This is a genomic window from Nonomuraea africana (genome assembly GCF_014873535.1).
GTDB lineage: Bacteria > Actinomycetota > Actinomycetes > Streptosporangiales > Streptosporangiaceae > Nonomuraea > Nonomuraea africana.
Genome location: NZ_JADBEF010000001.1, coordinates 9,546,434 through 9,573,171 on the forward strand (window position 1 = coordinate 9,546,434; position 26,738 = coordinate 9,573,171).

Consider the following 26,738-nt stretch of genomic DNA (forward strand, 5'->3'; position numbering starts at 1 on the left):
GGGGGCGCACCGGTGGCTTACCGTACCTGAGCCCTGGGAGTGCCACCGTCAGATCGTGCTTGTTGATCTTGGCCTGTCCCGGTGTCATGGTCCGTCACATGCGTCCTTGCGAGTCCGTTGCGCTCGGACTGCTGATCGTCGCGGTCGACCTCTGATGAGCCGGGTTCGGGTGGGTCGTCGTCGTGGCGGACCTCGGGCGGCTGGGGCGCCCGGCGTTCCCACGGGGCCAGGGTCGCGGCGGCGGCCGTCGTCTCAGTGACGGCTGATCGTGGAGCTGTTCAGGATCGAGCACGTGGCCCCCGTGCAGGGGCAGGCGGGGATCAGCTCAGGCCGGCGGTGGCGAGCTTGGCCCCGAAGCCGAGGAAGAGGGCGCCCACGCCCGCGGTGAGCGTGGCCGACAGCTTGCGCCTGGCTTTGAACTGCCCGGCCAGGAAGCTGCCCCCGAAGATCAGCGCCGACAGGTACAGCATGCTGAAGACCTGGATGATCGCGCCGAGGATGAGGAACGACAGGGCGGGGGCCGTGTAGGACGGGTCCACGAACAGGATGAAGTAGGAGACGAAGAACAGGATCGCCTTCGGGTTCAGCAGGCTGATCGTCAGCGCCTTGCTGAAGGGGCGCACGTCGCGCTCGCTCACCAGGGCGTTCGCTGGGGCCTGCGCCGTGGAATGGGAGCGCCACGCGGACCACGCGCCTCTGATCATCTGGAAGCCGATCCAGCCGAGGTAGGCCGCGCCCGCGACCTTCACGATCGTGAACACCAGGGGAGCCGAGCGCAGCAGCGTCGCGGCGCCGGCCGAGGCCAGCACCATGAGGACCGTGTCGCCGACGAACACGCCGGCCGCCGCGCGGTAGCCCTGGCGCACGCCGCGCTGGGCGGCGAGGGCGAGGACGTAGAGCGAGTTGGGGCCCGGCAGCAGGATGATGAAGAACGCTCCGACCATGTACGTCCAGATGTCGGTCACGCCGAAGAACATGTCTCACTCGCTCCTGCTCAGATGGTTCCTTTCACATTAGCGTGCGCTATTTCTGGACATGTCAGGATGGCCGGTACCACAGGCCGCCGCCCGCGCGCCGGTGGCCGAGCGACCGGTAGACGGCGTCGACCAGCGCCTGTCCCCTCGGGTTGACGGCGAGACCGGTGCCCTGACGGTTCATCGTGTAGGCGAAGGCCAGCCGAGCGGGTGGGTCGCAGAAGCCGACCGAGCCGCCCATGCCCGCGTGGCCGAACGCCGTCTCGGTCAGCAGCGCGCCCTCGCTGTCGGCGGCGGGCAGGTGCCGGTTGTCGACCGCCTTCATGAAACCCAGCGAGAACCTGGTCGGCACCAGCAGCACCGCGTCCACCGAGGAGGCGGACTGGGTGGGTGACATGACCGCCACCTGCTCCTCGCCGACCAGCCCGTCTCCGCCGAGCGAGAGCGGCCGGTACATCCCGGCCAGGCCCCTGGCGTTGGTGATCGCTCCGACCGCCCCTGACTCGGCCGCGTGCGCCGCCCTGGTGTCGGACTCGCCTGGGGTCATCAGGCAGCCGCCGTCGTTGCCCAGCAGCAGGGCGGGGATCGAGGCGGGGTCGGCGAACGCCGTGGCGTAGAAGCGGGGTGGCTGGGCCGCAGGCTCGGCGGGAATCGTCGGCGCGACGCGGCCCTCCTGCTCCTCCGGCAGGCCCAGCCAGAAGTCGAGCCCGAGCGGTTCGGCCACCTCCTCGCGGAAAAACGTGCCGAGGGAGCGCCCGCTCACCCTGCGCACGACCTCCCCGACCAGGAAGCCGAAGGTGAGCGCGTGGTAGCCGTGCCTGGTGCCCGGCTCCCAGAACGGCTCCTCGCCGGCGAGCCTGTCGGCCATGAGCTTCCAGTCGTAGAACGCCCCGCCCGGCAGCGGCTCGCGCAGCGCCGGCAGCCCCGCCTGGTGGGCCAGCAGGTGCCGCACCAGCGTGCCGTCCTTGCCGTGCGCGCCGTACTCGGGCCAGTAGCGGACCACGGGCGCGTCGAGGTCGAGCTCTCCTCGGTCGGCGAGCAGGTGCGCGCACAGCGCGGTGGCGCCCTTGGTGCACGACCAGACATGGCCGATGGTGTCGTGCAGCCAGGGGAGGCCCGGGGCGGCCTCGCCACCCCAGAGATCGACGACCGTCTCGCCGTCGACGATGACGCAGACCGACGCGCCCACCTCGCCGCGGTCGCTGAGGTTGCGCTCGAACTCCTCCGCGACCAGGCCGAACCGGGGGTCGCACGCGCCTTGTACCGTCATTTCCTGAATTCACCACGAATCCCACTCCGCGTCCACTGGCTGCGGCTGTCGGCCACGTCCGATGAATGCCGGGAAAGGCCGCCCGCGGGAGCGGAGGGGCGCGGGCGCCGGTCCAATAAGGTCTCAGCATGAGCAGCGAGCAGGACGCGATCGACGTCATCCTCGAGCAGTGGCGGCGGGAGCGTCCCGATCTCGATCTGTCGGCCATGGGCGTCTTCGGCAGGCTGGCCCAGGTGTCGAGGCTCGTGGAGTCGGCCGTCGAGCAGGTCTTCCGGCGGCACGGCATGCGTCCCGGCGAGTTCGACGTGCTGGCGGCGCTGCGCAGGTCGGGCCCGCCGTACACGCTGATCCCCTCTGAGCTGTCCGACGTGCTGATGATGTCGCGAGCGGGCATGACCAACCGCATCGACAGGCTCGAGGCGGCCGGGCTGGTGGAGCGCAGCCTCGACCCCGCCGACCGCCGCAGCTTCCGCGTCGCGCTGACCGAGGAGGGGCGCCAGGTCATCGACGCCACCCTCACCGAGCATGCGGCCAACCTGGCGGCGCTGGCCGCCCGCCTCACGCCGCAGGAGGCCGCCACGCTCGACGCCGTCCTGCGCGGCATGCTGACCCGCGAGACGACGCGCGGGTAAACGGGCCACTCAATTGGGTCTTGTGCCGGTCAGTTGTCGGACCTATTCTCCGAGTGATCGTTAGTTAAGTTTCCTAATAAACCGGAGAGGCGATGCTCCGACCCATCCGCTTCCTCGCCCTGACCGCCGTCCTCACCACCGCCTTAGCGGTGCCCGCCATGACCCCCGCCATGGCGCAGGCGCCCACCCGACACGAGGCCGAGAACGCGACCATCTCCCAGGGAGTGGTCGAGTCCAACCACGCCGGATTCAGCGGGACCGGCTTCGTCAACTACGACAACGTCACCGGTGGCTACGTCGAGTTCGCCGTGAACGCGCCGGCGGCGGGGACCGCCTCGATCGTCCTGCGCTACGCCAACGGCACGACCACCAACAGGCCGATGACCATCGCGGTCAACGGCACGAGCGTCACCCGCGACTTCCCCGGCACGGGGGCCTGGTCCACGTGGGCCACCACCACGATCACCGCGCCCGTGAACGCGGGCGCCAACACCGTCCGCGCCACCGCCACCACCGTGAACGGCGGGCCCAACCTCGACTACGCCGAGATCGACGTGGCCGTCCCCGCCGGGGAGTACCAGGCGGAGAACGCGGTGATCTCGCAGGGCATCGTCGACACCAAGCACGCCGGCTACACCGGCACCGGCTTCGTGGACTACACCAACGTCCAGGGCTCCTACGTCGAGTTCACGGTCAACGCGGCCGCCGCCGGGAACGCGGCGCTGACCTTCCGCTACGCCAACGGCACGACCACCAACAGGCCCATGGCCATCGCGGTCAACGGCACGAGCGTGAACCGCGACTTCCCCGGCACGGGCGCCTGGAGCACCTGGACGGAGACCACGGTCACGGCGGCGCTGAACGCGGGCGCCAACACCGTCCGCGCCACCGCCACCACCGCGAACGGCGGGCCCAACCTCGACCGCCTGACCGTCTCGGCCGCCGGTCCCGCCGACACCGAGAAGCCGACGGCGCCGGGAGGGCTCCGGGCCACCGGCACCACCTCCAGCTCCATCTCCCTGGCCTGGAACGCCTCGACCGACAACAGCGGGACGGTCAAGGACTACCGGGTCTACGAGGGCGTGACGCTGAAGGCCACCGTGAGCGGCACCTCGGCCACGATCACCGGCCTGGCCCCCTCCTCGACCCACACCTACACCGTGACCGCCCGCGACCCCTCGGACAACGAGTCCGACCGGAGCGCCCCGGTCACCGCCACCACGCAGGCGGGCGGCACCGGCACGCCCGTCCAGGTCAACGGCCAGCTCGTGGTCTGCGGCGTGCGGCTGTGCAACGAGCGCGGCGAGCAGATCCAGCTGCGCGGCATGAGCTCGCACGGCCTGCAGTGGTACTCACAGTGCCTCAACACCGCCTCGCTGGACGCGCTGGCCACCGACTGGAAGGCCGACGTCCTGCGGATCTCGATGTACATCCAGGAGGGCGGCTACGAGACCAACCCCCGGCTGTTCACCGACAGGGTGCACAACCTGATCGAGATGGCCACCGCGCGCGGCATGTACGCCATCGTCGACTGGCACATGCTCACCCCAGGCGACCCGAACTACAACCTCAGCAGGGCCAAGACGTTCTTCACCGAGATCGCCCAGCGGCACAACGGCAAGAACAACCTGCTCTACGAGATCGCCAACGAGCCGAACGGCGTCTCGTGGTCGACGATCAGGAACTACGCCCACCAGCTCATCCCGGTGATCAGGCAGCACGACCCCGAGACCCCGATCCTCGTCGGCACCCGCGCCTGGTCGTCGCTGGGCGTCTCCGACGGGTCCGACGAGAGCGAGGTCGTCGCCAACCCGGTCAACGCGACCAACATCATGTACACCTTCCACTTCTACGCCGCCTCCCACGGCAGCGACTACCTGAACGCGCTGTCCAGGGCGGCCGACCGGATCCCGATGTTCGTCACCGAGTTCGGCACCCAGGAGGCCTCTGGTGACGGGCCGAACAACTTCACCAGGGCGCAGCAGTACATCGACCTGATGGCGCAGAAGAAGATCAGCTGGGTGAACTGGAACTACTCCGACGACTCCCGCACGGGCGCCGTCTTCACCTCGGGCACCTGCCCGAACGGCCCCTTCGCCGGCACCTCACGGCTCAAGCCGGCCGGCGTCTGGATCCGCGACCGTATCCGCGTGGACTGACCGGCAGCGGAACGACGAGCCCGCGCGGCCCGAACGACCGCGCGGGCTCCTCGACGCCTGCCTTCCCGCACCGCTATCCCGGCATTCCGGCCAGCGGGTGGACGCGGTGCGCGACGACCTCCGACAGCGAGATGACGGTCGTGCTGCGCCGTACGCCGGGGATGGTCAGCATGCCGTCGATCACCTGCTGGATGTGCTCGTTGTCGCGACCGGCCAGGCGGCACCACACATCGCCCTGACCGGTGACGATGTGGGCTTCGAGCAGCTCGGGGATGGCGTGCAGGGCGGCGGAGATGTGCTCGCGGGAGGCCTGCTCCACCTCCAGCGTGGTGAACGCCTGCACCGGGTAGCCGAGCGCGGCGGGGGAGAGCACGGGGCCGAAGCCGGTGATCACCCCGTCGGCGGTCATCCGGTCCAGCCGTGCCTGCACGGTGCCGCGGGCCACGCCGAGCAGGCGGGCGATCTCCAGCAGGCCGGTACGGGGGCGCTCGCGCACCAGGCGCAGGATCTCGAGGTCGAGCGCGTCCAGTCCCTTACGGCGTGCTGGCAATTCGACTCCTGTGAAGGGCTTTGGCTGCCATTTTGTCAGGATAGCGACGCCGGTGTTGTCACGATCGCCAGCTCTGCGGAGACTGCGGGTTCCATGGAGCACACGAATCCGTTCGTCCCCTATGCGCCCGACCGTTACGACGAGGCGGAGATGATCCGCAGGGGCAGGGAGTTCTTCGAGCACGTCGACAGGCGGCGCAGCGTCCGCTTCTTCAGCGACGAGGCGGTGCCGCGCGAGTGCGTGGAGCTGGCCGTCATGGCCGCCAACACCGCGCCGTCGGGCGCTCATCAGCAGCCGTGGAAGTTCGTGCTGATCGGCGACGCCGAGACGAAGCGGCGGATCAGGGTGGCCGCCGAGGAGGAGGAGCGCCAGAACTACGAGGGCGGGCGGCTCACCCCCGAGTGGCGGACGGCGCTGGCCCCGCTGGAGACCACCTCCGACAAGGGCTACCTCGAGGTGGTCCCGTGGATCGTGGTGTGCTTCGCGGAGAAATACGGCCTGCGGCCCGACGGCGCCAGGGTCAAGCACTACTACGTCAACGAGAGCGTGGGCATCGCGTGCGGCCTGTTCATCACCGCGCTGCACACCATGGGCCTGTCGACGCTCACCCACACGCCCAACCCGATGGCGTTCCTCAGTGAGATCTGCTCGCGGCCTGGAAACGAGCGGCCCTACATCCTCTTCCCGGTCGGCTACGCGGCCCCCGACGCGGAGGTCCCCGACCTGACGCGGAAGCCCTTGGACGAGGCCCTGGTGCACTTCTAGAAATTTGGGCCTTTCACGGTTGTTCATCCTTCTTCACTCTCAGTGCAGACGCTCGTCAAGCCCGAGGAGGCTGAAGGTGAAAAGCCGATTAGTCGTCCTGCTCTCCGTCCTGGCCCTGATCTGCCTGACCGGCATGACAGGGGCGGGCGCGTCCGCCGAACCGCCGCGCAACAAGCAGTACAAGGTGCAGGGGCCGGCCGACGCCAGGCAGCGCAGCGCCGTCGCCGCCACAGGCGCGGCGATCGACGAGGTGGCGACCGACTCCGTGGTGGTCACCGCCACCCCGGACGAGGTGGCCGCAATCAAACGGCTCGGCTACCGCGTCGTGGAGCTGCCGTCCCCGTTACCCCCGTCCGATGCGAGGACTTCTGACTTCCCGCCATCGGACTCCGGTTACCACAACTACGCGGAGATGACCGCGAACGTGAACGCGCTGGTGGCCGCCTACCCGGCGATCACCAGCAAGTTCGTCTACGGCAACTCCTACGAGGGCAGGCAGCTGATCGGCATCAAGATCAGTGACAACGTCGGCTCCGACGAGGCCGAGCCCGAGGTGCTCTTCACCGCCCACCAGCACGCCCGCGAGCACCTCACGGTCGAGATGGCGCTGTACATCATGCACATGCTCGCCGAGGGCTACGGCAGCGACGCCCGCATCACCAACCTCGTCAACACCCGCGAGATCTGGATCATGCCGGACCTCAACCCCGACGGCGGCGAGTACGACATCGCCACGGGTTCCTACCGCTCGTGGCGCAAGAACCGCCAGCCCAACGCGGGCTCCTCCTACGTCGGCACCGACATGAACCGCAACTGGGGCTACAACTGGGGCTGCTGCGGCGGTTCCTCGGGCTCTCCCTCCAGCGACACCTACCGCGGTCCCTCGGCCGAGTCGGCCCCCGAGGTCAAGGCCGTGGCCAACTGGGTGCGCGGCCGCGTCGTCGGCGGAGTGCAGCAGATCAAGTCGCACATCGACTGGCACACCTACAGCGAGCTGATCCTCTGGCCGTACGGTTACACCTTCAACGACACCGCGCCCGGCCTGACCCAGGACGACAGGGACGCGCACGCCACCCTCGGCCAGAACATGGCCTCCACCAACGGGTACACGCCCGAGCAGGCCAGCGACCTCTACATCACCGACGGCACCATCGACGACTGGCTGTGGGGCGCCCACAAGATCTTCAGCTTCACGTTCGAGATGTACCCGACGGGGTCCAACCCCGGCTTCTACCCGCCGGACGAGCAGATCGTCCCGCAGACCACCCGCAACAAGGAGGCCGTGCTCCGCTTCCTCGAATACTCCGACTGCGTCTACCGCATCATCGGCAAGGAGGCGCAGTACTGCGGGACCGGCGGAGGGACCACCGTCTACTCCGACACCTTCGAGACCGCCACCGGCTGGACCGTCAACCCGGGCGGCACCGACACCGCCACGCTCGGCCAGTGGGAGCGGGGCGACCCCGCCGCCACGACCTCCTCGGGCGCCAAGCAACTCGGCACCACGGTCAGCGGCGTCAACGACCTGGTGACCGGGCGCCTCGCGGGCTCCTCCGCCGGCGCGTACGACATCGACGGCGGCGTCACCACCATCCAGTCTCCGCCGATCACCCTGCCGGCCTCGGGGACGCTCGGCCTGTCCCTGTCGTGGTACCTGGCGCACGGCTCCAACTCCTCCAGCGCCGACTACTTCAGGGTGCGGGTCGTGGGCGCCACCACGACCACCGTCGTCAACCAGCAGGGAGCCGCGACCAACAGGAACGGCTCGTGGACGGTGGCGACGGCGAACCTGACCGCGCACGCCGGGCAGACCGTCAGGATCGTCATCGACGCGGCGGACGCCGCCACCGCCTCCCTGGTCGAGGCCGCCGTCGACGACGTCAAGATCACCCACCAACCCTGACCCACCGCCCGCCCCATCTGGCTCCTCGGAGCGCGAGGGGGCGGGCGCCCTTCTCCACCAGCTCAGACCAACCGGCAGCCCGCCCTCTCTCACGCTTCCTCGGGAGCGCGAAGGGCGGGCCTTTTTTGGGCCTTGTAAGGGGTGGGTGTCAAGGTTACGATCGCGGCAATTCTTAGGAAACTTTACTAAAAGAAACGCGCGAGGCCGCCCATGAGATTACGCGCAGCAGTGGTAGCCCTGATCACCCTCGCCCTCACCCTCGTCGCCCTGCCCGCGCAGGCCGCCGGCCTCACCGCGACCTTCACCAAGGCCGCCGACTGGGGCTCGGGCTTCGAGGGCAAGGTCACCGTCACCAACGGAACCGCCGCCCCCGTCAGCTGGAACGTGCAGTTCGACCTGCCCGCCGGATACACCATCCCCTCCGCGTGGGACGCGGTGATGGTCCGCAGCGGCCAGCACTACACCTTCACCCCGCCGAGCTGGGCGGGTCAGCTCGGCGCGGGCGCCAGCGCCAGCTTCGGCTTCAACGGCAGCCCGGGCAACTTCCCCGGCATCACCGGCTGCACCGTCAACGGCGCCTCCTGCGGCGGCGGCGAGCCCCAGCCGGGCGTGCCCGGCCAGCCCGGCCCGGTGAGTGCCACCTCCACCACCGGCGCCATCTCCCTGTCATGGGGTACGGCGAGCGGTACCGTCACCGGCTACCGCGTCTACGAGGGCGCGGCGCTCAGGGCGACCGTGACCGGCACGAGCGCCACCCTCTCCGGTCTGGGCGCGTGCGAGACCCACACCTACACCGTCAAGGCCTACAACGCGGTCGGCGAGTCGGCGGGCCGCGACGCCACCGCCACCACCGCGGGCTGCACCACGGGCCCGCTGCCCAGGCACTTCCTCACCGGCTACTGGCACAACTTCGTCAACCCCGCCGTCGAGCTCAAGCTCTCCGCCGTCCCGAACGAGTACGACCTGGTCGCCATCGCCTTCGGCGAGGCCACCTCGACCCCGGGCGAGGTCGTCTTCGGCGTCGACCCCGGGCTGGCCACCGCGGTGGGCGGCTACACCGACGCCCAGTTCAAGGCCGACGTCGCCGCCCTGCACCAGCGCGGCAAGAAGGTCATCCTGTCGGTCGGCGGCGAGGCGGGACGCGTCCAGGTCGCCGGCGCCGCGGCGGCCACGAAGTTCGCCGACTCCGTCCACGCGCTGATGCAGAGCTACGGCTTCGACGGCGTCGACATCGACCTGGAGAACGGACTCAACGCCACCTACATGGCCCAGGCCCTCAGGTCGCTGCGGTCGAAGGCAGGCTCCGGCCTGATCATCACGATGGCGCCGCAGACCATCGACATGCAGTCGACGGGCGCCGAGTACTTCAAGCTCGCCCTGTCCATCAAGGACATCCTCACGGTCGTCCACACGCAGTTCTACAACTCGGGCTCGATGCTCGGCTGCGACCAGAACGCCGCCTACTCGCAGGGCACCGTCAACTTCATGGTCGCGCTGGCCTGCATCCAGCTCGAGAACGGACTGCGCCCCGACCAGGTCGCCCTCGGCCTGCCCGCGGGCCCGGGCGCGGCGGGCGGCGGCGTCGTCTCGCCCGCCCTGGTCAACCAGGCGCTCGACTGCCTGGCCAAGCGCACGAGCTGCGGGAGCTTCGTCCCACCCCGCGCCTACCCCGACATCAGGGGCGCGATGACCTGGTCCATCAACTGGGACGCCAGCCACAACTGGAACTTCTCCAAGACCGTCAAGCCGCACCTCCAGGGAATGCCATGAGACGCATCGTGCTCGCCCTCCTGACCGCTCTGGCCCTCGTGGGCACGGGCCTGACCATGTCCGCCCCCGCCGCCGCGCAGGGCGTCACCGTCGCCGCCTACCCCGCGTGGCAGGCGTGGACGTCCTACACGATCGGCACCCGCGTCACCTACAACGGCGTCGACTACGAGTGCATCCAGGCGCACACCTCCCAGCCCGGCTGGGAGCCGTCCAACGTGCCCGCCCTGTGGAAGACGGTCTCCGGCGGCGGCGGGACGGGCGCGCCGGGCCAGCCCGGCGCGCCGGCCGTCACCGGCGCGACCACGACCTCGATCTCCCTGTCGTGGGGCGCGGCGAGCGGCACCGTCACCGGTTACCGCGTCTACGAGGGTTCGGCGCTCAGGACGACCGTGACCGGCACCAGCGCCACCCTCTCCGGCCTCGGCACGTGCACCTCGCACACCTACACCGTCAGGGCCTACAACTCCGCGGGCGAGTCGGCCGCCAGCGCCGCCGTCACCGGATCCACGACCGGCTGCCCGACCGGCGGCGCCCGCATGCCGGGCGCGCCGTACCTCTACATGGGCTGGGGCAGCCCGCCCAGCCCCGGCGCCGTCATGGACGCCACCGGCGTGAAGTCCTTCACTATGGCCTTCATCCTGTCCAGCGGCGGCTGCACCCCGGCGTGGGACGGCAACCGCCCGCTGACCGGCGGCGCCGACGCGCAGGCCATCTCCGCGATCAAGGCGAAGGGGGGCAGCGTCCAGATCTCCTTCGGCGGCTGGTCGGGCAACAAGCTCGGCCCGAACTGCTCGACCCCGCAGGCCTTCGCGGGCGCCGTCCAGCAGGTCATCAACGCCGTCGGCCCCGCGGTCGTCGACTTCGACATCGAGAACACCGACGAGTTCGAGAACTACACCGTGCAGGACCGCATCCTGAACGGCCTGAAGATAGTCAAGGCCAACAACCCGAACGTCAAGATCGTCGTCACCTTCGGCACCACCACGACGGGCCCGAACGCCCACGGCATCCGCCTGATCAACCGCTCCAAGGAGCTCGCGGTACCGATCGACAACTACACGATCATGCCGTTCGACTTCGGCAGCTCCAACATCCACACCGACACGATCAACGCCGCGGAAGGACTGAAGAACGCCCTGAAGAGCGCCTTCGGCTGGAGCGACGCCCAGGCGTACGCGCGGATGGGCATCTCCGGCATGAACGGCCTGTCCGACCAGCAGGAGCTCACCACCCCCGCCACCTGGACCCAGATCACCAACTGGGCCAAGTCGAAAGGGCTGACCAGGCTGGCGTACTGGGCGGTCAACCGCGACCGCCCATGCCCTGGCGGCGGTGTGGTCTCCCACTGCAGCGGCATCGCCCAGACCGAGTGGGAGTTCACCAGGATCACCGCGGGGTTCTGATCCCGTCCGTCGGGGAGGGGGTGACCGCCAGGTGCCAGGCGGTCCCCTCTCCCCGCCCCTCCGCTCAGCCCTCCTGCCCCCTGTGCCTGACCATCAGCGTCGGCTTGACCGGCTGGCCGGTGCCCGGGGGGCGGTAGGTGGGCAGCGCCTCGCCGTACTCGTGCATCCAGTCGTGGTCGATGAAGGTGTGCAAACGGCCGGACAGCGTCTGCCACGGCATCCCCTCCGGCCGTACGGCGGGCCCCGGCACCGCGGCCAGCAGCGCCGCGGTCTCCGGATAGTTCCGCTCGACGATGTAGCCGCGCACGAAGTCCCTGCGCGTGCCGAGGTGGTCCACCGCGAGCTTGGCGAAGGTCTCGGCCAGCTGCCGCACGTCGGGTAGCGGCAGGTCGGCGTACTCCGAGGCGCCGAGCACCAGGTCCAGCTTGCCCACGGGAGCGCTCAGGTCGGCGCAGGGCAGCCCGGGCGCGGACCCGATCAGGTGGTGCAGGAAGCAGTCGTCGATCTGGTCGCTGTGCGCGAGCGTGAGCACTCTGGGCCAGTTGGCCGGATGGTCGGGATCGTCGCAGGCGTGCCTCGACGGCTCCGCCACCGTGTCGAGCGGATTGCGGTCGTACTCGGGAGCCATCGGCAGCCAGCCCTCCCGCACCGCCTCGGCCAGCACGGCGCCGGGCGCCCTGTCGTTGAACAGCCCCTCGCCCAGCACCCACGACAGCATCCCCACGTCGGTGCCGTCGTAGCGCCACCTGTCGCCGTGCAGGTAGAAGTAGGCGCCCGCCTCCACCACCCGCTCGCCCTCGGCCCTCGGCCTGACCCAGCCGCCGCCCTGCACGCCCGAGCACCCGGTCAGCACCAGCAGCGGCAGGATGGCCCGGTGCGCGGTGTCGGCGTGGTCGGTGCCGAGCCGGCCCGGCATGATCATGCACCGGCCGCCGGTGCGCAGCGCGGTCTCACCCAGCTCGCGGGCGAGTCTGACCGCCCGCGCCGCGGCCACTCCGGTGATCGGCTCCTGCCACCCCGGCGTGTACGGCTCCAGCGCGTCGTCGTACCCGCTCGGCCACCTGCCCGGCAGCCCCTCGCGCGCGACGCCGTACTGCGCGAGCAGCAGGTCGTAGACGGTCGTCACCACGTGGTCGCCGACCCGCACCACGGGCACGCCGCGGCGCAGGAGCCCGGAGCCCTCGTCGAAGCGGGCGAGCAGCACCTCGGCCACGCCGCCGCCCTTGCCGTACATGGTGAGGGCGGGGTCGGTCTCCAGTGTCAGGTTCCAGTGGGCGGGGTCGCGGCGGAAGCCCAGCGAGCCGTTCGGCACCACGGGCCGGCCGCCCCTGCCCAGCAGCACGGTCTTCAGGTGCGCCCTGGGGGAGTCCTCGCCCAGGTCGGCGGCGGTCAGGAAGCGGTGGGCCACGTACCCGTCGGCCCGCTCGCGCAGGCGCACCAGGAAGGGCAGGTCGGTACGGCGCTTGGCGTTCTCGGCGAAGGCGGGCTCCTCCAGGTGGAACTCCTTCAGCAGCACGTGCCCCATCGCCATGGCGAGCGCCGCGTCGGTGCCCGCGCGCACCACGATCGTCTCGTCGGACAGCCGCGTGGGATGGCGGCCGATCGCGACCACCTTCTGTCCCGGGTAGCGTCCCGCGACCAGCCAGTGCGTGTCGGGGGAGCGGACCGAGCGGTCGTTCTCCCCCCACACGATCGCGAGGGCGGCGTGCGCCCAGTCGGCGGGTTCGGGCACCTCGGCGCACGGGCCGAAGACCTGCGTGGCGGCGAGCGGCTGGTCCACCAGGATCGCCCCGCCGATCAGCCCGACGAACCGGGAGAGCGTGGAGGTGGAGTGGGCGGCCACCCGGTCGGGACCGTGGACGGCGATCGTGTGGACGTGGGCCGCCGCGGCGATCTCGGCCATCTCGGCGTCGCCGATGGGGGAGACCTCCTGCCCGCGCGCCCGCTGGTAGGCCCTTCTCGCCTGTGGATTGGCTGTGAGTTCGGCCCAGGCCGCGACCGGATCACGAAGTCTGCTGCGGGCCTCGCGATAGAACCCGACCAGCCGCGCGTTGCCCCGTGATCCCCCCATGCTCCTCATTGAACACACAGAGTGACGATCTGTGGTGGAGCGACCCGCCTAACAGGTGGCAGTACCTCCAAACGTGCGGCAGGCTAGGACCCGCCATGGACTACGCAGTGCTCACGGGGATCGTCCTCGTCTCAGGTGTCGTGCTCGCCCTCGTCGCGCAGTGGCGCGATTGGCGGCCCCCCCTCTGGCTCGCCATCGCGGTGGGCGTGGGGGTCCGCGTGCTCATCATGTACACCTCTGCCATCGACACCTGGCAGCCCGTCGACTTCGTCAACAGCTTCAAACCGGCGGGCGAGGCCGTGCTCAATCGCCAGGACCCCGTGCTGGGCAGCAACGGCGGCTGGCACTTCCTGCCGACCATCCCCTACGTCTACGGGATCCTGCTGTGGCTGGGCATCCCGTGGGAGTACGCGGGCCGCCTGGTCACGGTGGTCGCCGACATCGTGCTGATCCCGCTGGTGGGCAAGCTGGCCGGCGGCCCCCGCGCCTCGCTGCGCGCCTTCCAGTACGCGCTCAGCCCGCTCGCCCTGCTGGTCGCCTCCGTGCACGGCCAGGTCGAGCCCGTCGCGCTCGTCTTCGGCGTCGCGGCCTTCGTCGTCGCCCGCGGTCCCGGCGACCCCCACCGGCCGGGCGTCACCATGACCGTCCGCGAGATGCTCGGCCTCGGCGCCGGGTGGCCCGGTCTCGGCGCGGCCGTCAGGCAGTCGGGCGCCCATCTCGCGAGCCTGGTCAGGCCCGCCTTCACCTTCCGCGTCGAGGAGCGGCCCGCCTATCGCAGGGCGCTGTGGGCGGGGCTGCTGATGGGCCTCGCGCTGTGCGCGAAGAGCTGGCCGATCTGGCTCATCCCCGGCATGCTCCTGCTGCTGCGCGGGTTCCGGCCCAGGTTGATCGGCATGATCGCCACCGGCATCCCGCCGGTCTTCTTCCTCGTCACGCTGCCGATCTTCGCGGGCACCTCGCTGGCCGACATCCCCAAGGTGATGGATGTCATGAGCGACATCCGCCCGATCGTCGGCGAGTGGGGCTGGACCGCCGTCCTGGTCGGCGGCGACTGGACGCTCCACTCCGCCTACGCCAAGATCGGCACCTATCTGATCTACGCCAGCGTGCTGGCCGTCTGCTGGGTGTGGCGCAGGGCCGACCCCGTCGATCTGACCACCGCGATCCTGCTGGTCTTCATGGTCGTCACGCCGCGCCTGGGCGCGCAGTACCTGCTGTGGTTCGTGCCCTTCCTGATCGCCAGGCCCACCCGCTTCGCCTGGCCCGCCCTCCTCGGCACCGCGCTGTGGTCCTCGATCGGCTACCTGTGGATGACGCAGCACTGGAAGATCTGGCAGGCCTGGCACCCCGGCTGGGCGATGGCCTCGGTCGTGCTGCTGCCCGTGCTCGCCCTGGCGATGCCGTGGGACAGGCGCGTCGCGTTCGTCCCGGTGGAGGGGCCGCGGCACGACCACGGCCCCTCCGTCGCTACCGCGACAGGCTCCCGAACAGCGTGACCCACTGGTCGGGGTGGACGAACGCGACGACCGTGTCACGGGCGACGCCCGCTCGCGCGAACGCCGCGTCCACCCCGCCGTAGTGCGGTCTCAGCGAGGCGTACAGCGAGCCGCCGACGCCCTCGAAGCCCAGCCTGACCAGGTCGGCGAAGCCTCGGGCGTCCTCGACCAGCGGTTCGGGCCGCCGCTCGATGCGCAGGATGGCCGAGTCGACCGACGGCACCGGCCTGAAGCTCTCCCTGCCGATCCTGCCGAGCAGCTCCCAGGTGAACCACGGCCAGCTCTCCACCGTGACCAGGCTCCACCTGCCGAAGTCGCCGCTGCGCTTGCGCGCGTACTCCAGCTGGGTGAGCAGGGTCGCGGAGGTCAGCGACGGCGCCGTCAGGCACCAGTCGACGATCCTGGACGTGACCGAGTAGGGAATGTTCCCCACGACCGCGAACGGCTCGGCGGGCGGCCGCGCCGCGGTGAAGTCGCCCTTGACGATCTTCAGGCCGGTTCTGGCCTTGAGCTTGGCGGCCAGCAGCGGGTCGATCTCGTAGCCGATGACCTCGGCCCCCGCCCGTGCCAGCGCCGTCGTCAGCGCGCCCTCACCCGAGCCCGGCTCCAGAACCAGGCCGCTCGGCCTGGCCGCCTTGATCATCAGATCGACGGCGTGCCGATCGACCAGGAAGTTCTGCGACAGCACCCGCCGCGCCCGATCTCTGGGCGTGCGACCGCCACCGCTGTTCCTGGCCTTCTTCTGGGTGTGTGAATAGTTTCCGTGCGCGAAGTTCTGCGCCACAGCAAAAGCCCTTTCGGGTCCTCGAGATGAATGGGATCTCGACGGGCCCTGGGCTCGCGATCATGCTAAGCTAGCGAGCCAGAGCCCGGCTGCCGCGCATGCGGATGAAACAGATGCATGTCATGGCGACGAGCGTACGGAGAGCCGTCGTTAAATGCGATGCGTTTTTCGCCGGAGATCGTCACCCTGGTGGGATGCAGGCAACGGTCACGGTCACTCCCGCCCGCCTGCCTGAGGTGCTGCTCCATGTCGCCGTGGTGCGCCCGGTCTTCCTCTGGGGCGCGCCGGGCATCGGGAAGAGTTCGCTGGTCAGGCAGTTCGCCGACGCGCTCGGGCTCGACTGCGTCACGCTCCTCGGCACGCAGCTCGCGCCCGAGGATCTCATCGGCGTGCCCGAACTCGTCGGCGGGCGCAGCAGGTTCGCGCCGCCCGAGTCCATCGCCAGGGACGAGCCGTACTGCCTGTTCCTCGACGAGCTGAACGCCAGCGCGCCCGAGGTGCAGAAGGCGTTCTACTCGCTGATCCTCGACCGCAGGATCGGCGCCTACGAGCTGCCCGAGGGCTCGGTCGTGATCGGCGCGGGCAACCGGGCCAGCGACAACGCCCTGGCCCGCCCGATGGCCTCGGCGCTGGTCAACCGCCTGGTCCACGTCCATCTGCGCGTCTCGGCCGACGACTGGCTGAAGTGGGCGGCGGCCAACGGCATCCACCCGTGGATCGTCGACTACCTCATCCAGCGCCCCGACCACCTGTGGAGCGCGCCGCCCAAGACCGAGGAGCCCTTCTCCTCGCCGCGCGCCTGGCACATGCTCTCCGACGTCATGCACTCCTTCGGCCCGGCGGAGTCGCTCGACGACGACACCCTCGCCGTGCTCGCCTTCGGCACACTCACCACCGCGCACGCCTCGGCCTTCCGCGCCTACGTCAAAACCGTGCGGCACGCCTACGACCTCGACGCGGTCCTCAAGGGCGAGGTGTCGTGGCCGCGCCGTCCCGAGGACCGCGACCTGCTCTACTTCCTGTCGGAGACCTTCCGCGCCAGGCTGGTCAAGGAACTGCCCGCCGACAAGCGCGGCGCCTCGGCCCGCGGCAGGGACCTCGGCTTCCGCGCCAAGACGCTGCTGGTGGAGCTGGCGGAGATCTCGCTGGAGTGCGCTCAGCTGGTCATCGCCAACGACGAGAACGGCGCGCCCGCGCTGCCCACCTGGTTCCTGGTGGAGGTCGGCCGCGACCTGCCCCGCCTGATCGCCGCCCGCTCATGAGCAGGAAGGCCGCAGGCCGTGACAAGAAGGCCGACCCGAGGCGCCTGGAGGCGCTCAAGGGCTGGCAGCTCGTGAGCGGGCACCCGCTGTTCGCCCACTACCACCGCCAGCTGGTGGAGGACCGGCAGACCTACGTCACCGCCCACGGCAGCGTCCACTACGACACCGCCACCCGCGCCGACGCCGCCGAATGGGCGTGGACGTTCGCGCACCTCCTGCTGCACCTCGGCTTCGGCCACGCCGACCCCGGCACCTGCGCCCCCGCCGACCTCGGGCCCAAGGTGTCGGACACCTGCCACCTGCCCGACCCCGCCTACCTGGCGGCCTGCTGCGTGGCCGTCGACCGTTTCCTCACGACGCTGAAGCTCGGCCGCAACCCCGCGCCGCTGCCCGCCACGCTGCCCACCGAGGACGAGGTCACGCTGTCGGAACGCTGGCGCAGAACCGGCCTGCCGGCCGAACACGCTCCGCTCGGCCCCGCCGACTTCCGCATCGGCTCACGCGAGGCGGCCACCACCTTCGACTACCAGCGCTCCTTCGCCATCGGCGTCGCCCGGACCGCCACCTCGGCCCTCGACCTGGCGGGCACCTCCCCGACCCGGCAGGAAGGCCCGTGGGACAGGGCGCTGAGCTGGTTCGTCTCCTCCTATCCCCTGCTCGGCGCGCTGGCGGCGGGCATGACGGTCGTCGCCGACCTGGCCAGAGGCTGGGACATCTCGATCGCCGCCGTCAGCGCCGAGGCCGCCGAGATATACGTCAACCCGCTGGCCGGGCTCGACGCCGAGGAGTGGCGGTTCGTGCTGGCCCACGAGATGCTGCACGCCGCGCTCAGGCACGGCGAGCGCATCGGCGGGCGTGACCCCTTCGTCTGGAACGTCGCCTGCGACTACGTGATCAACGGCTGGCTGGTCGAGATGGGCGTCGGCGAGATGCCCGAGGGCCTGCTGCACGACCCCTCGCTGGCCGGGCTGTCGGCCGAGGCCGTCTACGACAGGATCGTCACCGACCTGCGCCGCATGCGCAAGCTCGCCACCCTGCGCGGACGCGGTCTGGGCGACGTGCTCGACCGGCCCATCGGGGGCGGCAAGGGCTATCTCGATCTCGACGACTACTACCGCAACGCGCTCAGCCAGGGACTGGTCTACCACCAGGGCAGCGGGCGGGGGCTGGTGCCGTACGGGCTGGAGCAGGAGATCCGCGCGCTCGACCAGCCGCCGCTGCCCTGGGACGCCAGGCTGGCCCGCTGGTTCGACGAGCACGTGCCCGCCGTCGAGCGGCGCCGCTCCTACGCCCGCGCCTCCCGCCGCCAGGCCGCCAGCCCCGGCATCCCGCGCCCCGGGTGGGTCCGTCCCGAGGAGCTGGTACGGCAGGCGACCTTCGGCGTCGTCCTTGACACCTCGGGCTCGATGGACACCAAGCTGCTCGGCAAGGCGCTGGGCGCGATCGCCTCCTACGCCACGGCCCGCGACGTGCCGCGCGCTCGCGTGGTGTTCTGCGACGCCGCGGCCTACGACGCCGGGTACCTGCCGGTGGAGGAGATCGCGACCAGGGTCAGGGTGCGGGGGCGCGGGGGCACCGTGCTGCAGCCGGGCGTCAACCTGCTCGAACGGGCCGACGACTTCCCCGCCGACGGGCCGATCCTGGTGATCACCGACGGGGACTGCGACGTGCTGAGGATCAGGAGGGAGCACGCCTTCCTCGTCCCGCAGGGCGCCAGGCTGCCCTTCCGCCCGCGCGGACCGGTCTTCGCGATGAAGTGAACCTGCCCAGAGGAACGGTCACCGCGGCTTTGGGCGGTCGGGTACACCTGGGAGCAGGTGCGCCCGTGGTGGACGGCGACCCTTCGCCATCGGCGGCTCGGCCGGTTCCATCCCGCCGGTTCACCCCCTGGCGGTCACTTCGTGATGACCAGTGGCACGAGAGGGCCGGGCTATGTGGTGACGATCACTCGCACGAGATGGCCATGGGTGGCGTAGCCAGGAGGGTCGCCCGGCAGCACGCCGGTCACGCAGTCGAAGGTATTCGGTGCGCTCTGCCGTACGAAGAAGGAAGGCTCGGCGATCGCGGCGAGCAGCCTGATGACCGCCCGGTGCGTCTCGATCCCTTCGAGCGGCTCGTCGGGGCGTACGGTCACCTCGTACACGCCGTCCTCCTCCAGTCGCTCGCCCAGCACCTGCCAGCCGGGGCAGCGGCGGAGGTGAGGCAGCAGGTGGGCGTCGGGGTCCTCGGTCACCCAACCCGGCCTGGCAGCGACCTCGGTGAGGGCGTGCAGGGCGGGAAGGATCGCGCCGCCGTCGCCGATGCCGGTGAACCGTTCGTCGCTGTCCCAACGCCGCTGCTCCATAGACGTGATTGTGCCAACACGGGGGCGGCCACATCCGCGAAACGCCCCCGCGTTCGTCTTGTGCCGTCCTGCGGTTTCACTGGGCCGGTCTGCAACGGCGCGGACTGCTGTCTCACCAGGCGGGCCCATGACCCGCGGCGTTGGAGTTTCGGGTTGCTCGATCGTTGGCGGATGGCCGTTTCCTACAAGGCACGCGGGGGCTGCCGCCGTACGTTGGACGGCATGGAACGTGAAGCGGAGCGGTACCTTCAGCTCAATGCCAGACTCATCGAGCGGCTCAGATTCGAGGCGCTGTACCGAGGCGGCTCGAAGGAGCGCGTGCTCCAGGTTCTGCGCGGTTACCAGAACCCCGACGGCGGCTTCGGCCACGCCATGGAACCGGACCTGCGCGGCCCGTCCAGCCAGCCGGAGCCTGTCGAGGTGGCGTTCTGGATCCTGGACGAGCTCGACGCCTTCGACGACCCGATGGTGGCCGCGGCCTGCGACTACCTCGCCTCTGTCACCACGAAGGACGGCGGCGTGCCGTTCGTCCTGCCCACCGTGAAGGAGGCCCCGCACGCGCCGTGGTGGGAGCCGCAGGAGGACCCGCCCGGCAGCCTGATCCCCACCGCCTCCATCGCCGGACTCCTCCACAAGCACGGCGTGAAGCATCCCTGGCTCGAATCGGCCACCTCGTTCTGCTGGAACGCCCTCGCCCGGATCGACGAGACCACGCCGTACCACGCCCGCGCCATCGTCACCTTCCTGGACCTGGTCGACGACAGGGAGCGGGCCGACGCGGAGTTCGCCAGGCTGAAGGAGGCGATCCTCGCGACGGTCACGATGGATCCCTTCGCCGAGGGGGAGGTGCACTTCCCGCTGGACTTCGCGCCCGCCCCGCTGCGGCACCTCTCGTTGTTCTCGGACGAGACCATCGAGGAGCACCTTGACGCGCTGGCCCGGGTGCAGGCGCCTGAGGGTGGCTGGGAGCCCAACTTCCTGATGTGGACGCCGGTGGTCCGCCACGAATGGGGCGGCTACCTGACCGTGGCCCGCCTCAACACCTTCCGCGCATACGGCCGCTCGACCGCGTGACGCCGCGGCGGGCCATCATGGGCAAAAACCCCTGAGCCCGCGCATCCCTGCGTTCCCCGCGGTTCGGGAGGCCCGATATCTCCGGAAGTTCCCGTCGCCTGGGAAGCCCGGTATCCGGGAGCTCCCTTCTTCCGGGAGGCGGTATCCCGGAGGTCCGGCCTCATCCGGCCCCGGCAGTTCTCCTCGTGCTGAGGTCCCGGTGGCCGTGCTGGCTGTATTTCGTCCTTTGGGCTGATCTGGTGTGACGTGGCCACCTCTACGATGATGAGGTGCTCGCCGTTCTTCGTTCCGTGTGGGACGAGCCCCGTCCGCCCCGCCCGCCGCTGCGGGTATGGCGCGACTGGGCGCTGGTAGCGGCGCTCGTGCCGCTATCGGTGCTCGAAGGAGTGCTGCGGCCGGATCTGCCGTGGCGGTCCCTCTCGATGATCGTCACCGTCGCGCTGGTGCCCACGCTGTTGTGGCGCAGGAGCAGGCCGCTGCTGATGGTCGTGATCGCCTTCGGCGTCACCGCCCTGGTCCCGCTGGTGACGGGCGGCGCGTTCCAGGAGACGTACACGATGGTGTACCTGCTGCTCCTGCCGTACGCGCTGGTCCGATGGGGGCCTGGGCGCGAGGTGGTGATCGGGCTGGCGGTCATCCTCGTCAATGTCTGCCGCACGATGGTCTTCGACCATCCCGGTGCCACCGATGTGATCGGCGCGTTCGCCGTTCTGTTCGCGACCGTCACCCTGGGCCTGGCCTCCCGCTACCGGGCCGGGGCGAGGATCCGCGAGCTCGACCAGATCAAGCTGCTCGAACGCGAACAGCTGGCCCGCGACCTGCACGACACCGTCGCCCATCACGTCTCCGCCATGGCGATCCGCGCCCAGGCGGGCCTCGCGACCGCGGAGTCACGGCCGGCCGCCGCCACCGAGGCGCTCCGCATGATCGAGGCCGAGGCGTCGCGTGCCCTCGCCGAAATGCGGACGATGGTCCGCGTCCTCCGCCGCGACGAACCGGCGGAGCTGGCGCCCGGCCGGCGCATCGCCGATCTCGAACAGCTGGCGAGCCGGTCGCGCTCAGGTCCGTCCGTCGACGTGGAGATCCGCGGCGACCTCGACGACCTCCCACCCTCCGTCGGGGCCGCGATCTACCACCTTGCCCAGGAGTCGGTCACCAACGCCCGGCGGCACGCCCGTCACGCCACCCGCATCGAGGTCCGCGTCGCCGCCGACGACACGTCGGTGCGTCTGCACGTGAGCGACGACGGCGACCCGCCTGCCGTACGCCCTGCCGCGCGGCCGGCGGGATACGGGCTCATCGGCATGATCGAACGCGCTGACCTGCTCGGCGGCACCTGCGAAGCCGGCCCGAACCCCGATCGGGGCTGGACGGTGACCGCCGTGCTGCCCCGAACCCAGCCGGCGACATGAGCATCCGGGTGCTCGTCGCCGACGACCAGGAGATCGTCCGCACCGGGCTCGCGATGATTCTCGACGCCCAGCCGGACATCGAGGTCATCGGCCAGGCCGCCGACGGCCGGCGAGCCGTCGAGCTCGCGAGACGCCTGCGTCCCGACGTGTGCCTGTTCGACATCCGCATGCCCGGCCTCGACGGCATCGCGGCCACCCGCGCCCTGGCCGGGCCGACCGTCGACGACCCGCTGGCCATCGTCGTCATCACCACGTTCGACCTCGACGAATACGTCTACGCCGCGCTGCGGGCAGGCGCCAGGGGCTTCCTGCTCAAGGACGCCGGCGCCGCCCTGCTCTCCCAGGCCGTCCACGCCGCCGCCAACGGCGACGCCCTCATCGCGCCGAGCATCACCGCGAGACTGCTCAGCGCCTTCGCCGCCGCCGGGCCCACCTCGGCGCCCGCGCAGCCCATCGAGACGCTCACGGAACGGGAGGAGCAGGTCCTCGCCACCGTGGCACGAGGACGGACCAACAGCGAGATCGGCGACGAGCTCCACATCTCTCTCAGCACCGTCAAGTCACACATCGCCAGCCTCATGGCCAAGCTCGGCGCGCGCAACCGCGTCGAGATCGCCATGTGGGCCTACGAGACCAACCGCGTCAGGAACTGACGCGGCGCCCGCGGATGATCCATTCGGCCACGACGAGGTTGATCGCCCAGCCGGAGCCCATGAGCAGCGCCCTGCTGAGCTCGTCGGGCGCCCCGAAGATCGCCATCCAGGGCAGGTGGACCAGCGCCTGCGTGCCCGCGCCCAGGCCGATCGCATAGCCGCGAGCCATCCAGGCACGGTGCCGGGCGAAGTCCCGCCGCCGGATCGCGGCCAGACCCAGGCAGATGGCCAGGACCATGGCCGAGCCGAACACGAGTCGGAAGCCGGCGAGGAGGTCACCGTCACCGGCGGGGCGGGCGTAGAACAGGGTCATCCACAGCCCCGAAAGCGCCGCGACGATCCCGCTGGGCACCAGGACCCGTCCGGCGACGCGATGCCAGCCGGGTCTGCGGCCGCGGAAACGGGACGCGAACTGGAAGGCGCCCAGGATGCTGTACACGCCGACGCTGAGGATGTGCAGCACCACGGGCAGGGGCGCGTCGAAGAACCGGGCGTTCTCCGGCGTGACGTCCGCGCCACCTGCCAGCTCGGTCAGGCGGACGGCCCCCATGACCAGGGGCACGACGCTGAGGGCGATCAGCGCGGCGGGCACGAGCCAACCTGTCCTGGTGTTCCTGTCATCCGTTCGTCGGCCGGCTCGCGGTGGTCGCGGGTGCGTCGTCAGGCTCTTGTCGGTCATGACCCGATCGTGGCGACTGAGACGGCGGTGGCTCATCGGTGGATAGGCCCGATCCGAACCAGCCGATCATCCATCGATCGGGCGTACTTTCGGCCGATGAGTCTTCCGTACAGGTCGATGACACTGATTCTCCGTTGCACCGAATGCGGCAGTGAATGAGGAGAATCCGATGAAGGCGTTCGTCCTGCGCTCGTACGGCTCGCCCGACGTCTTCGCCCTCACGGACGTCGACCGGCCGGTGCCCCGCGACGACGAGGTGCTGGTCCGGGTACGTGCCACCTCGGTCAATCCCTATGACTGGCACAACATGAGAGGCGAGCCGTACATCGCACGACTGATGGGCGGCGGCTTCGGGCTGCGCACGCCGAAGATCAGTATCCTGGGCGCCGACGTGGCGGGAGAGGTCGAGGCGGTCGGCAGGGACGTCACGGGCTTCCGCCCGGGCGACGAGGTGTTCGCGGTGCTCAAGCAGGGCGGCTTCGCCGAGTACGTGTGCGTCCCGGAAGCCGAGCTCGCGCCCAAGCCGAAGAACCTGTCGTACGAGCAGGCGGCGGCGGTTCCCCTGGCGGCCAACACCGCCCTGCTGGGCCTGCGCGACGAGGGTCGGATCCAGGCCGGGCAGAAGGTGCTCGTCAACGGGGCTTCGGGAGGCGTGGGCACGTTCGCCGTGCAACTCGCCCGGGCGTTCGGCGCGGAGGTCACCGGCGTGTGCGGCACGCGGAACGTGGACCTGATCCGCTCGATCGGCGCACATGAGGCCGTCGACTACACCACGTCCGACTTCACCAGGAACGGCCGGCGCTACGACCTCCTGCTCGACATCGCGGGAAGCCGCTCGATGCCGGCCTGCCGGCGGGCGCTGACGCCCAAGGGGACCCTCGTCCTCGCCGGCGGGCCCGCGGGCCGATGGCTGCAACCCGTCGGCCAGATGTTCTCGGCGCTCGCGATGTCGCCTTTCGTGTCACAGCGGGCGGCGCTGGTGGACGCGGTCCGGTGCACGGAGAACAAGCGGAACCTGATGACGCTGACCGAGCTCATCGAGGACGGAAAGATCACTCCGGTCATCGACCGGTGTTACCCGTTCGAGGAGCTTCCCGCCGCCGTGCGATATCAGGAGCAGGGACACGCCTCGGGAAAGGTCGTCATAGCTTTCTAGGCTTGCTTCCAGGACACGGCCCTGCTGTCTGGGACACGGCCCTGCTTGCTGGGGCACGGCCCTGCTCTCCGGGACACGGCCCTGCTTTTCCTGCTTTCCGGGACACCGGACGTGAAGGTGACCCGAAGGAACGCGCTACGCCGGGACGAGGAGGCCGCTCATGGAGACGCCGCTCAGTCGTTTGACCTCGTGGGAGAGGTGGGCCTGGTCGGTGTAGCCGCTCTCGACGGCCACCGTCGCCAGCGGCACCCCCGACCGCGCCAACCGGAGCGCCCGCTGGAACCGCACGATCCGTTGCAGGGTCTTCGGCGAGTACCCGAAAGCCGCCACGGCCCTCCTGTGCAGGTGACGCTCGCTCAACCCCAGATCCCACGCCACCTCCCGCACCGACGCCCCACCCCGCAGGGCCGCGGCGATCGCCGGTGCGGCGGGATCCGGTGCGGGGCTCCTGCGCAGCCGTTCGGTCAGGGAGGCGAGCGTCAGATCCTCGGGCAGCCCCAGATCCGCGAAAGGAACGCGCTCGTCGCGGAGTTCGTCGGCCGGCACGCCGAGCAGCCCGCCCAGCGCTCCGGGCCGGAACCTGATGCCCCTGTACACGTCGCCCGCGCGCATGCGCACCGGCACCGGGCCGGTGTCGGGGCCCGCGACGTGGGGACCGCCGGGACCCCAGATCAGGTCGACGCAGGCGTCGGGCACCACGAGCTGGGTGCCCTCCTCCGCGCAGTCCTGCTCCCACAGGCAGGCCACCCGATCGGCGAGGGCCGCGCCCGGGCTCCATTCCGCGTACATGCCTTCCACGCTACGACCCGTCACCGACACTTCCGCCGTCCCGCCGCGAGAGCAGGTGGTGGGTCCACGTGACGGCGGCGCGCCGGAGTCCTGCCGGAGCACGCGTGATGGACGGACGTCAGCCACGTGACCGCGGTGGGCTCTCGGGTGCTTGCCGTACGGGAGACTACGGAGAGGTTGTCGTGCGAGCGGATGGTTCGCCGGAGATGAGGGCGGCGGCCCAGCGGGCGCTGGGGTCGCTGTCGATCAGGATGGCCCGCGCGAGCAGGCTGAGCGGGATCGCGAGCACCGCGCCGAGCGGCCCCAGGACGAACGTCCACACGATGAGCGACACCAGTGTCATCGTGGTCGTGAGCCCCACCGCGTCGCCGAGGAACTTCGGCAGGATGAACGACTGGAACACCACGTTGATGGCGCAGTAGGCGGCGATGACCAGGAGCATCTGCCGCACACCACCATCGAGCAGGGCCAGCATCGCGGGCGGCAGCAGGCCGAGCACGAAGCCGATGTTCGGGATGTAGGTGGTGATGAGCGCCAGCACCCCCCAGAGCAGTGGCAACGGGACACCCAGCAGCGCCAGCGCCGCCACGTCGAAGGCCGCGCAGATGATCCCGAAAACCGTGGAGACCAGCAGGTACCGGCGCGTCTTTCCGGCGAAGGTGGCGAGCGCGGAGACCAGGGCGGGCCGGTGCTCCCTGTCGGAGGCGAGGATCTTCGCCGTTACTGGGGCGTCGAGGGACATCGCCAGCAGAAGCACCACCATCAGGAACAAGCTCGACAGGACGGCGAGCAGGCTGGCCAGCAACGACTGGGCCAGGCCCCAGCAGCGTGCCGGGGTCGAACGACTGGATCGCCCTGTTGAGCTGCTCGTTGCTGATGCCGTGCTCGGTGGCGAGACGCTGCGCGTCCGCGAGCAGCTGCTGGAACTGCGGGCCATAGGTGGGGAGGATCCCGGCGAGCCGGGTCATCGAGACCGTCAGCACCCCGACCATCCCGAGCAGGACGAACACCACGAGCAGGAACGGCACCGCGACCTGCACCAACGTAGGGGCGCCGCGCGAACCGAGCCAGCTGCGCACGGGGGAGACGGCGATCACGAGCACGAGTGCCAGCACCATGGGGCCGGCGATCGAGGCGACTTCACGCAGCCCGAACAGCGTGACGACCGCTCCAGCCGCCGTGAGCAGGACGATCAGCGCTCGCGGGGCCGAGTGATCGTTCATTTCGGCTACATACCCTGGCTTCCTCCACGAACACCGACGAACAACCCCAAAGTGCTCGTTCGGCTACCTCGGGTAGCCGACCCTTCTTCCGGTACGGAGCGTCGATTTGACGGGTGGCGGGGTCGTACATAGAGTTCACCAGTCCCAACCGGTCGGCGATGATCGCCGACTGTTCAGGGAAACCTCCTCGAGCAACTTCGCGTCTGTGGTCGTCATGTCCGCGGGCGAGTCCGATTCGACAGGAATCGGATGTCGGAGTAAGTTCGAGGGGTTGCCCCGGAAGCGGGGCGGTCTGAATTTCCGCAGGTCGAACCGGCGAAAGTCAAATCACTGAATTTGACACTAACCGGACCGACTGAAAGAATAAGG

22 protein-coding genes and 1 pseudogene are annotated in these 26,738 nt (G+C 70.2%); 14 read left to right on the plus strand and 9 right to left on the minus strand.

The genetic code is table 11. The annotated features are described in order from the left end of the window. Positions 1-320: 320 nt before the first annotated feature. Both leuE and H4W81_RS45660 read right to left on the minus strand, forming a co-directional pair. The gene (leuE, locus tag H4W81_RS45655; protein WP_192780491.1) at positions 321-977 is read right to left on the minus strand and encodes a leucine efflux protein LeuE; all 657 of its coding nucleotides are present in this window, start codon (positions 975-977) and stop codon (positions 321-323) included. A gap of 61 nt (positions 978-1,038) precedes the next feature. Further along, positions 1,039-2,244, minus strand: a complete 1,206-nt coding sequence (locus H4W81_RS45660; protein WP_192780492.1) for a serine hydrolase domain-containing protein — start codon at positions 2,242-2,244, stop codon at positions 1,039-1,041. A gap of 128 nt (positions 2,245-2,372) precedes the next feature. On the opposite strand from H4W81_RS45660, the gene H4W81_RS45665 reads away from it, so the two are divergent. Next, entirely contained in the window at positions 2,373-2,876 is a 504-nt protein-coding gene (locus H4W81_RS45665) for a MarR family winged helix-turn-helix transcriptional regulator (protein WP_192780493.1), read from the plus strand. 764 nt (positions 2,877-3,640) lie between these two features. Next, positions 3,641-5,026, plus strand: a pseudogene (locus H4W81_RS45675) (cellulase family glycosylhydrolase); the annotation flags it as partial. A gap of 82 nt (positions 5,027-5,108) precedes the next feature. On the opposite strand, the gene H4W81_RS45680 reads toward H4W81_RS45675, so the two are convergent. Then, on the minus strand, positions 5,109-5,585 hold the full coding sequence (locus tag H4W81_RS45680) for an Lrp/AsnC family transcriptional regulator (RefSeq protein WP_192780494.1): 477 nt from the start codon (positions 5,583-5,585) through the stop codon (positions 5,109-5,111). Positions 5,586-5,678: 93 nt separating this feature from the next. Between H4W81_RS45680 and H4W81_RS45685 the strand changes: the two genes are divergently transcribed. The 4 genes from H4W81_RS45685 to H4W81_RS49095 all read left to right on the plus strand — a co-directional run bounded on the left by H4W81_RS45685 (position 5,679) and on the right by H4W81_RS49095 (position 11,426). After that, positions 5,679-6,350 carry a nitroreductase family protein gene (locus tag H4W81_RS45685; protein ID WP_192780495.1) on the plus strand — a complete coding sequence of 224 codons (672 nt, stop codon included), beginning with the start codon at positions 5,679-5,681 and terminating at the stop codon, positions 6,348-6,350. A 76-nt stretch (positions 6,351-6,426) separates the two neighbouring features. Beyond that, positions 6,427-8,253 (plus strand): M14 family metallopeptidase, encoded by a 1,827-nt coding sequence (locus H4W81_RS45690; RefSeq protein ID WP_318782484.1) that lies wholly within the window; start codon positions 6,427-6,429, stop codon positions 8,251-8,253. A 210-nt stretch (positions 8,254-8,463) separates the two neighbouring features. Further along, positions 8,464-10,023: a chitinase gene (locus H4W81_RS45695; protein ID WP_192780496.1), complete on the plus strand. Its 1,560-nt coding sequence runs from the start codon at positions 8,464-8,466 to the stop codon at positions 10,021-10,023. Continuing rightward, positions 10,020-11,426: a carbohydrate-binding protein gene (locus tag H4W81_RS49095; protein ID WP_192780497.1), complete on the plus strand. Its 1,407-nt coding sequence runs from the start codon at positions 10,020-10,022 to the stop codon at positions 11,424-11,426. The genes H4W81_RS45695 and H4W81_RS49095 overlap by 4 nt, the downstream gene beginning before the upstream one ends. A gap of 64 nt (positions 11,427-11,490) precedes the next feature. On the opposite strand, the gene H4W81_RS45705 is transcribed toward H4W81_RS49095, so the two are convergent. Further along, a complete protein-coding gene (locus H4W81_RS45705) occupies positions 11,491-13,497 on the minus strand; it encodes a molybdopterin-dependent oxidoreductase (protein ID WP_192780498.1) in 2,007 nt (668 codons plus the stop codon). 95 nt (positions 13,498-13,592) lie between these two features. On the opposite strand from H4W81_RS45705, the gene H4W81_RS45710 reads away from it, so the two are divergent. After that, positions 13,593-14,993, plus strand: coding sequence for a hypothetical protein (locus H4W81_RS45710; protein WP_225959098.1), 1,401 nt, complete (start codon positions 13,593-13,595; stop codon positions 14,991-14,993). Here the strand turns inward: H4W81_RS45710 and erm are convergent. Then, the gene (gene erm / locus H4W81_RS45715) at positions 14,965-15,681 is read right to left on the minus strand and encodes a 23S ribosomal RNA methyltransferase Erm (RefSeq protein ID WP_397128908.1); all 717 of its coding nucleotides are present in this window, start codon (positions 15,679-15,681) and stop codon (positions 14,965-14,967) included. The two genes, H4W81_RS45710 and erm, sit on opposite strands and share 29 nt — an antisense overlap. Positions 15,682-15,971: 290 nt before the next feature. Between erm and H4W81_RS45720 the strand changes: the two genes are divergently transcribed. Next, complete coding sequence (locus H4W81_RS45720; RefSeq protein ID WP_192780500.1) at positions 15,972-17,039, plus strand: ATP-binding protein; 1,068 nt, start codon at positions 15,972-15,974, stop codon at positions 17,037-17,039. Next, positions 17,036-18,799 carry a vWA domain-containing protein gene (locus H4W81_RS45725; protein WP_192780501.1) on the plus strand — a complete coding sequence of 588 codons (1,764 nt, stop codon included), beginning with the start codon at positions 17,036-17,038 and terminating at the stop codon, positions 18,797-18,799. The genes H4W81_RS45720 and H4W81_RS45725 overlap by 4 nt, the downstream gene beginning before the upstream one ends. 170 nt (positions 18,800-18,969) lie before the next feature. Here the strand turns inward: H4W81_RS45725 and H4W81_RS45730 are convergent, their stop codons facing one another. Further along, positions 18,970-19,383 (minus strand): hypothetical protein, encoded by a 414-nt coding sequence (locus tag H4W81_RS45730; protein WP_192780502.1) that lies wholly within the window; start codon positions 19,381-19,383, stop codon positions 18,970-18,972. A 222-nt stretch (positions 19,384-19,605) separates the two neighbouring features. Between H4W81_RS45730 and H4W81_RS45735 the strand changes: the two genes are divergently transcribed. The 3 genes from H4W81_RS45735 to H4W81_RS45745 all read left to right on the plus strand — a co-directional run bounded on the left by H4W81_RS45735 (position 19,606) and on the right by H4W81_RS45745 (position 22,522). After that, positions 19,606-20,457: a prenyltransferase/squalene oxidase repeat-containing protein gene (locus tag H4W81_RS45735; protein WP_225959099.1), complete on the plus strand. Its 852-nt coding sequence runs from the start codon at positions 19,606-19,608 to the stop codon at positions 20,455-20,457. Positions 20,458-20,726: 269 nt separating this feature from the next. After that, positions 20,727-21,869, plus strand: coding sequence for a sensor histidine kinase (locus H4W81_RS45740; protein ID WP_192780503.1), 1,143 nt, complete (start codon positions 20,727-20,729; stop codon positions 21,867-21,869). Continuing rightward, the gene (locus tag H4W81_RS45745; RefSeq protein ID WP_192780504.1) at positions 21,866-22,522 is read left to right on the plus strand and encodes a response regulator; all 657 of its coding nucleotides are present in this window, start codon (positions 21,866-21,868) and stop codon (positions 22,520-22,522) included. The genes H4W81_RS45740 and H4W81_RS45745 overlap by 4 nt, the downstream gene beginning before the upstream one ends. On the opposite strand, the gene H4W81_RS45750 is transcribed toward H4W81_RS45745, so the two are convergent. Next, on the minus strand, positions 22,512-23,201 hold the full coding sequence (locus H4W81_RS45750) for a DUF2306 domain-containing protein (protein ID WP_192780505.1): 690 nt from the start codon (positions 23,199-23,201) through the stop codon (positions 22,512-22,514). The two genes, H4W81_RS45745 and H4W81_RS45750, sit on opposite strands and share 11 nt — an antisense overlap. Before the next feature lie 169 nt (positions 23,202-23,370). Here H4W81_RS45750 and H4W81_RS45755 point away from each other — a divergent pair, with 169 nt between their 5' ends. After that, positions 23,371-24,357: an NAD(P)-dependent alcohol dehydrogenase gene (locus H4W81_RS45755; RefSeq protein WP_192780506.1), complete on the plus strand. Its 987-nt coding sequence runs from the start codon at positions 23,371-23,373 to the stop codon at positions 24,355-24,357. A gap of 135 nt (positions 24,358-24,492) precedes the next feature. Here H4W81_RS45755 and H4W81_RS45760 read toward each other — a convergent pair whose 3' ends face one another. Then, positions 24,493-25,146, minus strand: coding sequence for a helix-turn-helix transcriptional regulator (locus H4W81_RS45760; RefSeq protein WP_192780507.1), 654 nt, complete (start codon positions 25,144-25,146; stop codon positions 24,493-24,495). 166 nt (positions 25,147-25,312) lie between these two features. Beyond that, positions 25,313-25,909, minus strand: coding sequence for an AI-2E family transporter (locus H4W81_RS45765; protein ID WP_264083231.1), 597 nt, complete (start codon positions 25,907-25,909; stop codon positions 25,313-25,315). Between the two features lie 176 nt (positions 25,910-26,085). Here H4W81_RS45765 and H4W81_RS48250 point away from each other — a divergent pair, with 176 nt between their 5' ends. Next, positions 26,086-26,361, plus strand: a complete 276-nt coding sequence (locus H4W81_RS48250) for a hypothetical protein (RefSeq protein ID WP_225959101.1) — start codon at positions 26,086-26,088, stop codon at positions 26,359-26,361. Positions 26,362-26,738: the final 377 nt, after the last annotated feature.

What these genes read in the sequence shown, in the direction of transcription:
- leuE (WP_192780491.1), bottom strand. Translation starts at nt 977, where the DNA reads ATGTTCTTCGGCGTGACCGACATCTGGACGTACATGGTCGGAGCGTTC.
- H4W81_RS45660 (WP_192780492.1), bottom strand. Translation starts at nt 2,244, where the DNA reads ATGACGGTACAAGGCGCGTGCGACCCCCGGTTCGGCCTGGTCGCGGAG.
- H4W81_RS45665 (WP_192780493.1), top strand. Translation starts at nt 2,373, where the DNA reads ATGAGCAGCGAGCAGGACGCGATCGACGTCATCCTCGAGCAGTGGCGG.
- H4W81_RS45685 (WP_192780495.1), top strand. Translation starts at nt 5,679, where the DNA reads ATGGAGCACACGAATCCGTTCGTCCCCTATGCGCCCGACCGTTACGAC.
- H4W81_RS45695 (WP_192780496.1), top strand. Translation starts at nt 8,464, where the DNA reads ATGAGATTACGCGCAGCAGTGGTAGCCCTGATCACCCTCGCCCTCACC.
- H4W81_RS49095 (WP_192780497.1), top strand. Translation starts at nt 10,020, where the DNA reads ATGAGACGCATCGTGCTCGCCCTCCTGACCGCTCTGGCCCTCGTGGGC.
- H4W81_RS45705 (WP_192780498.1), bottom strand. Translation starts at nt 13,497, where the DNA reads ATGGGGGGATCACGGGGCAACGCGCGGCTGGTCGGGTTCTATCGCGAG.
- H4W81_RS45710 (WP_225959098.1), top strand. Translation starts at nt 13,593, where the DNA reads ATGGACTACGCAGTGCTCACGGGGATCGTCCTCGTCTCAGGTGTCGTG.
- H4W81_RS45720 (WP_192780500.1), top strand. Translation starts at nt 15,972, where the DNA reads ATGCAGGCAACGGTCACGGTCACTCCCGCCCGCCTGCCTGAGGTGCTG.
- H4W81_RS45725 (WP_192780501.1), top strand. Translation starts at nt 17,036, where the DNA reads ATGAGCAGGAAGGCCGCAGGCCGTGACAAGAAGGCCGACCCGAGGCGC.
- H4W81_RS45730 (WP_192780502.1), bottom strand. Translation starts at nt 19,383, where the DNA reads ATGGAGCAGCGGCGTTGGGACAGCGACGAACGGTTCACCGGCATCGGC.
- H4W81_RS45735 (WP_225959099.1), top strand. Translation starts at nt 19,606, where the DNA reads ATGGAACGTGAAGCGGAGCGGTACCTTCAGCTCAATGCCAGACTCATC.
- H4W81_RS45745 (WP_192780504.1), top strand. Translation starts at nt 21,866, where the DNA reads ATGAGCATCCGGGTGCTCGTCGCCGACGACCAGGAGATCGTCCGCACC.
- H4W81_RS45750 (WP_192780505.1), bottom strand. Translation starts at nt 23,201, where the DNA reads ATGACCGACAAGAGCCTGACGACGCACCCGCGACCACCGCGAGCCGGC.
- H4W81_RS45755 (WP_192780506.1), top strand. Translation starts at nt 23,371, where the DNA reads ATGAAGGCGTTCGTCCTGCGCTCGTACGGCTCGCCCGACGTCTTCGCC.
- H4W81_RS45760 (WP_192780507.1), bottom strand. Translation starts at nt 25,146, where the DNA reads ATGTACGCGGAATGGAGCCCGGGCGCGGCCCTCGCCGATCGGGTGGCC.
- H4W81_RS45765 (WP_264083231.1), bottom strand. Translation starts at nt 25,909, where the DNA reads ATGGTGGTGCTTCTGCTGGCGATGTCCCTCGACGCCCCAGTAACGGCG.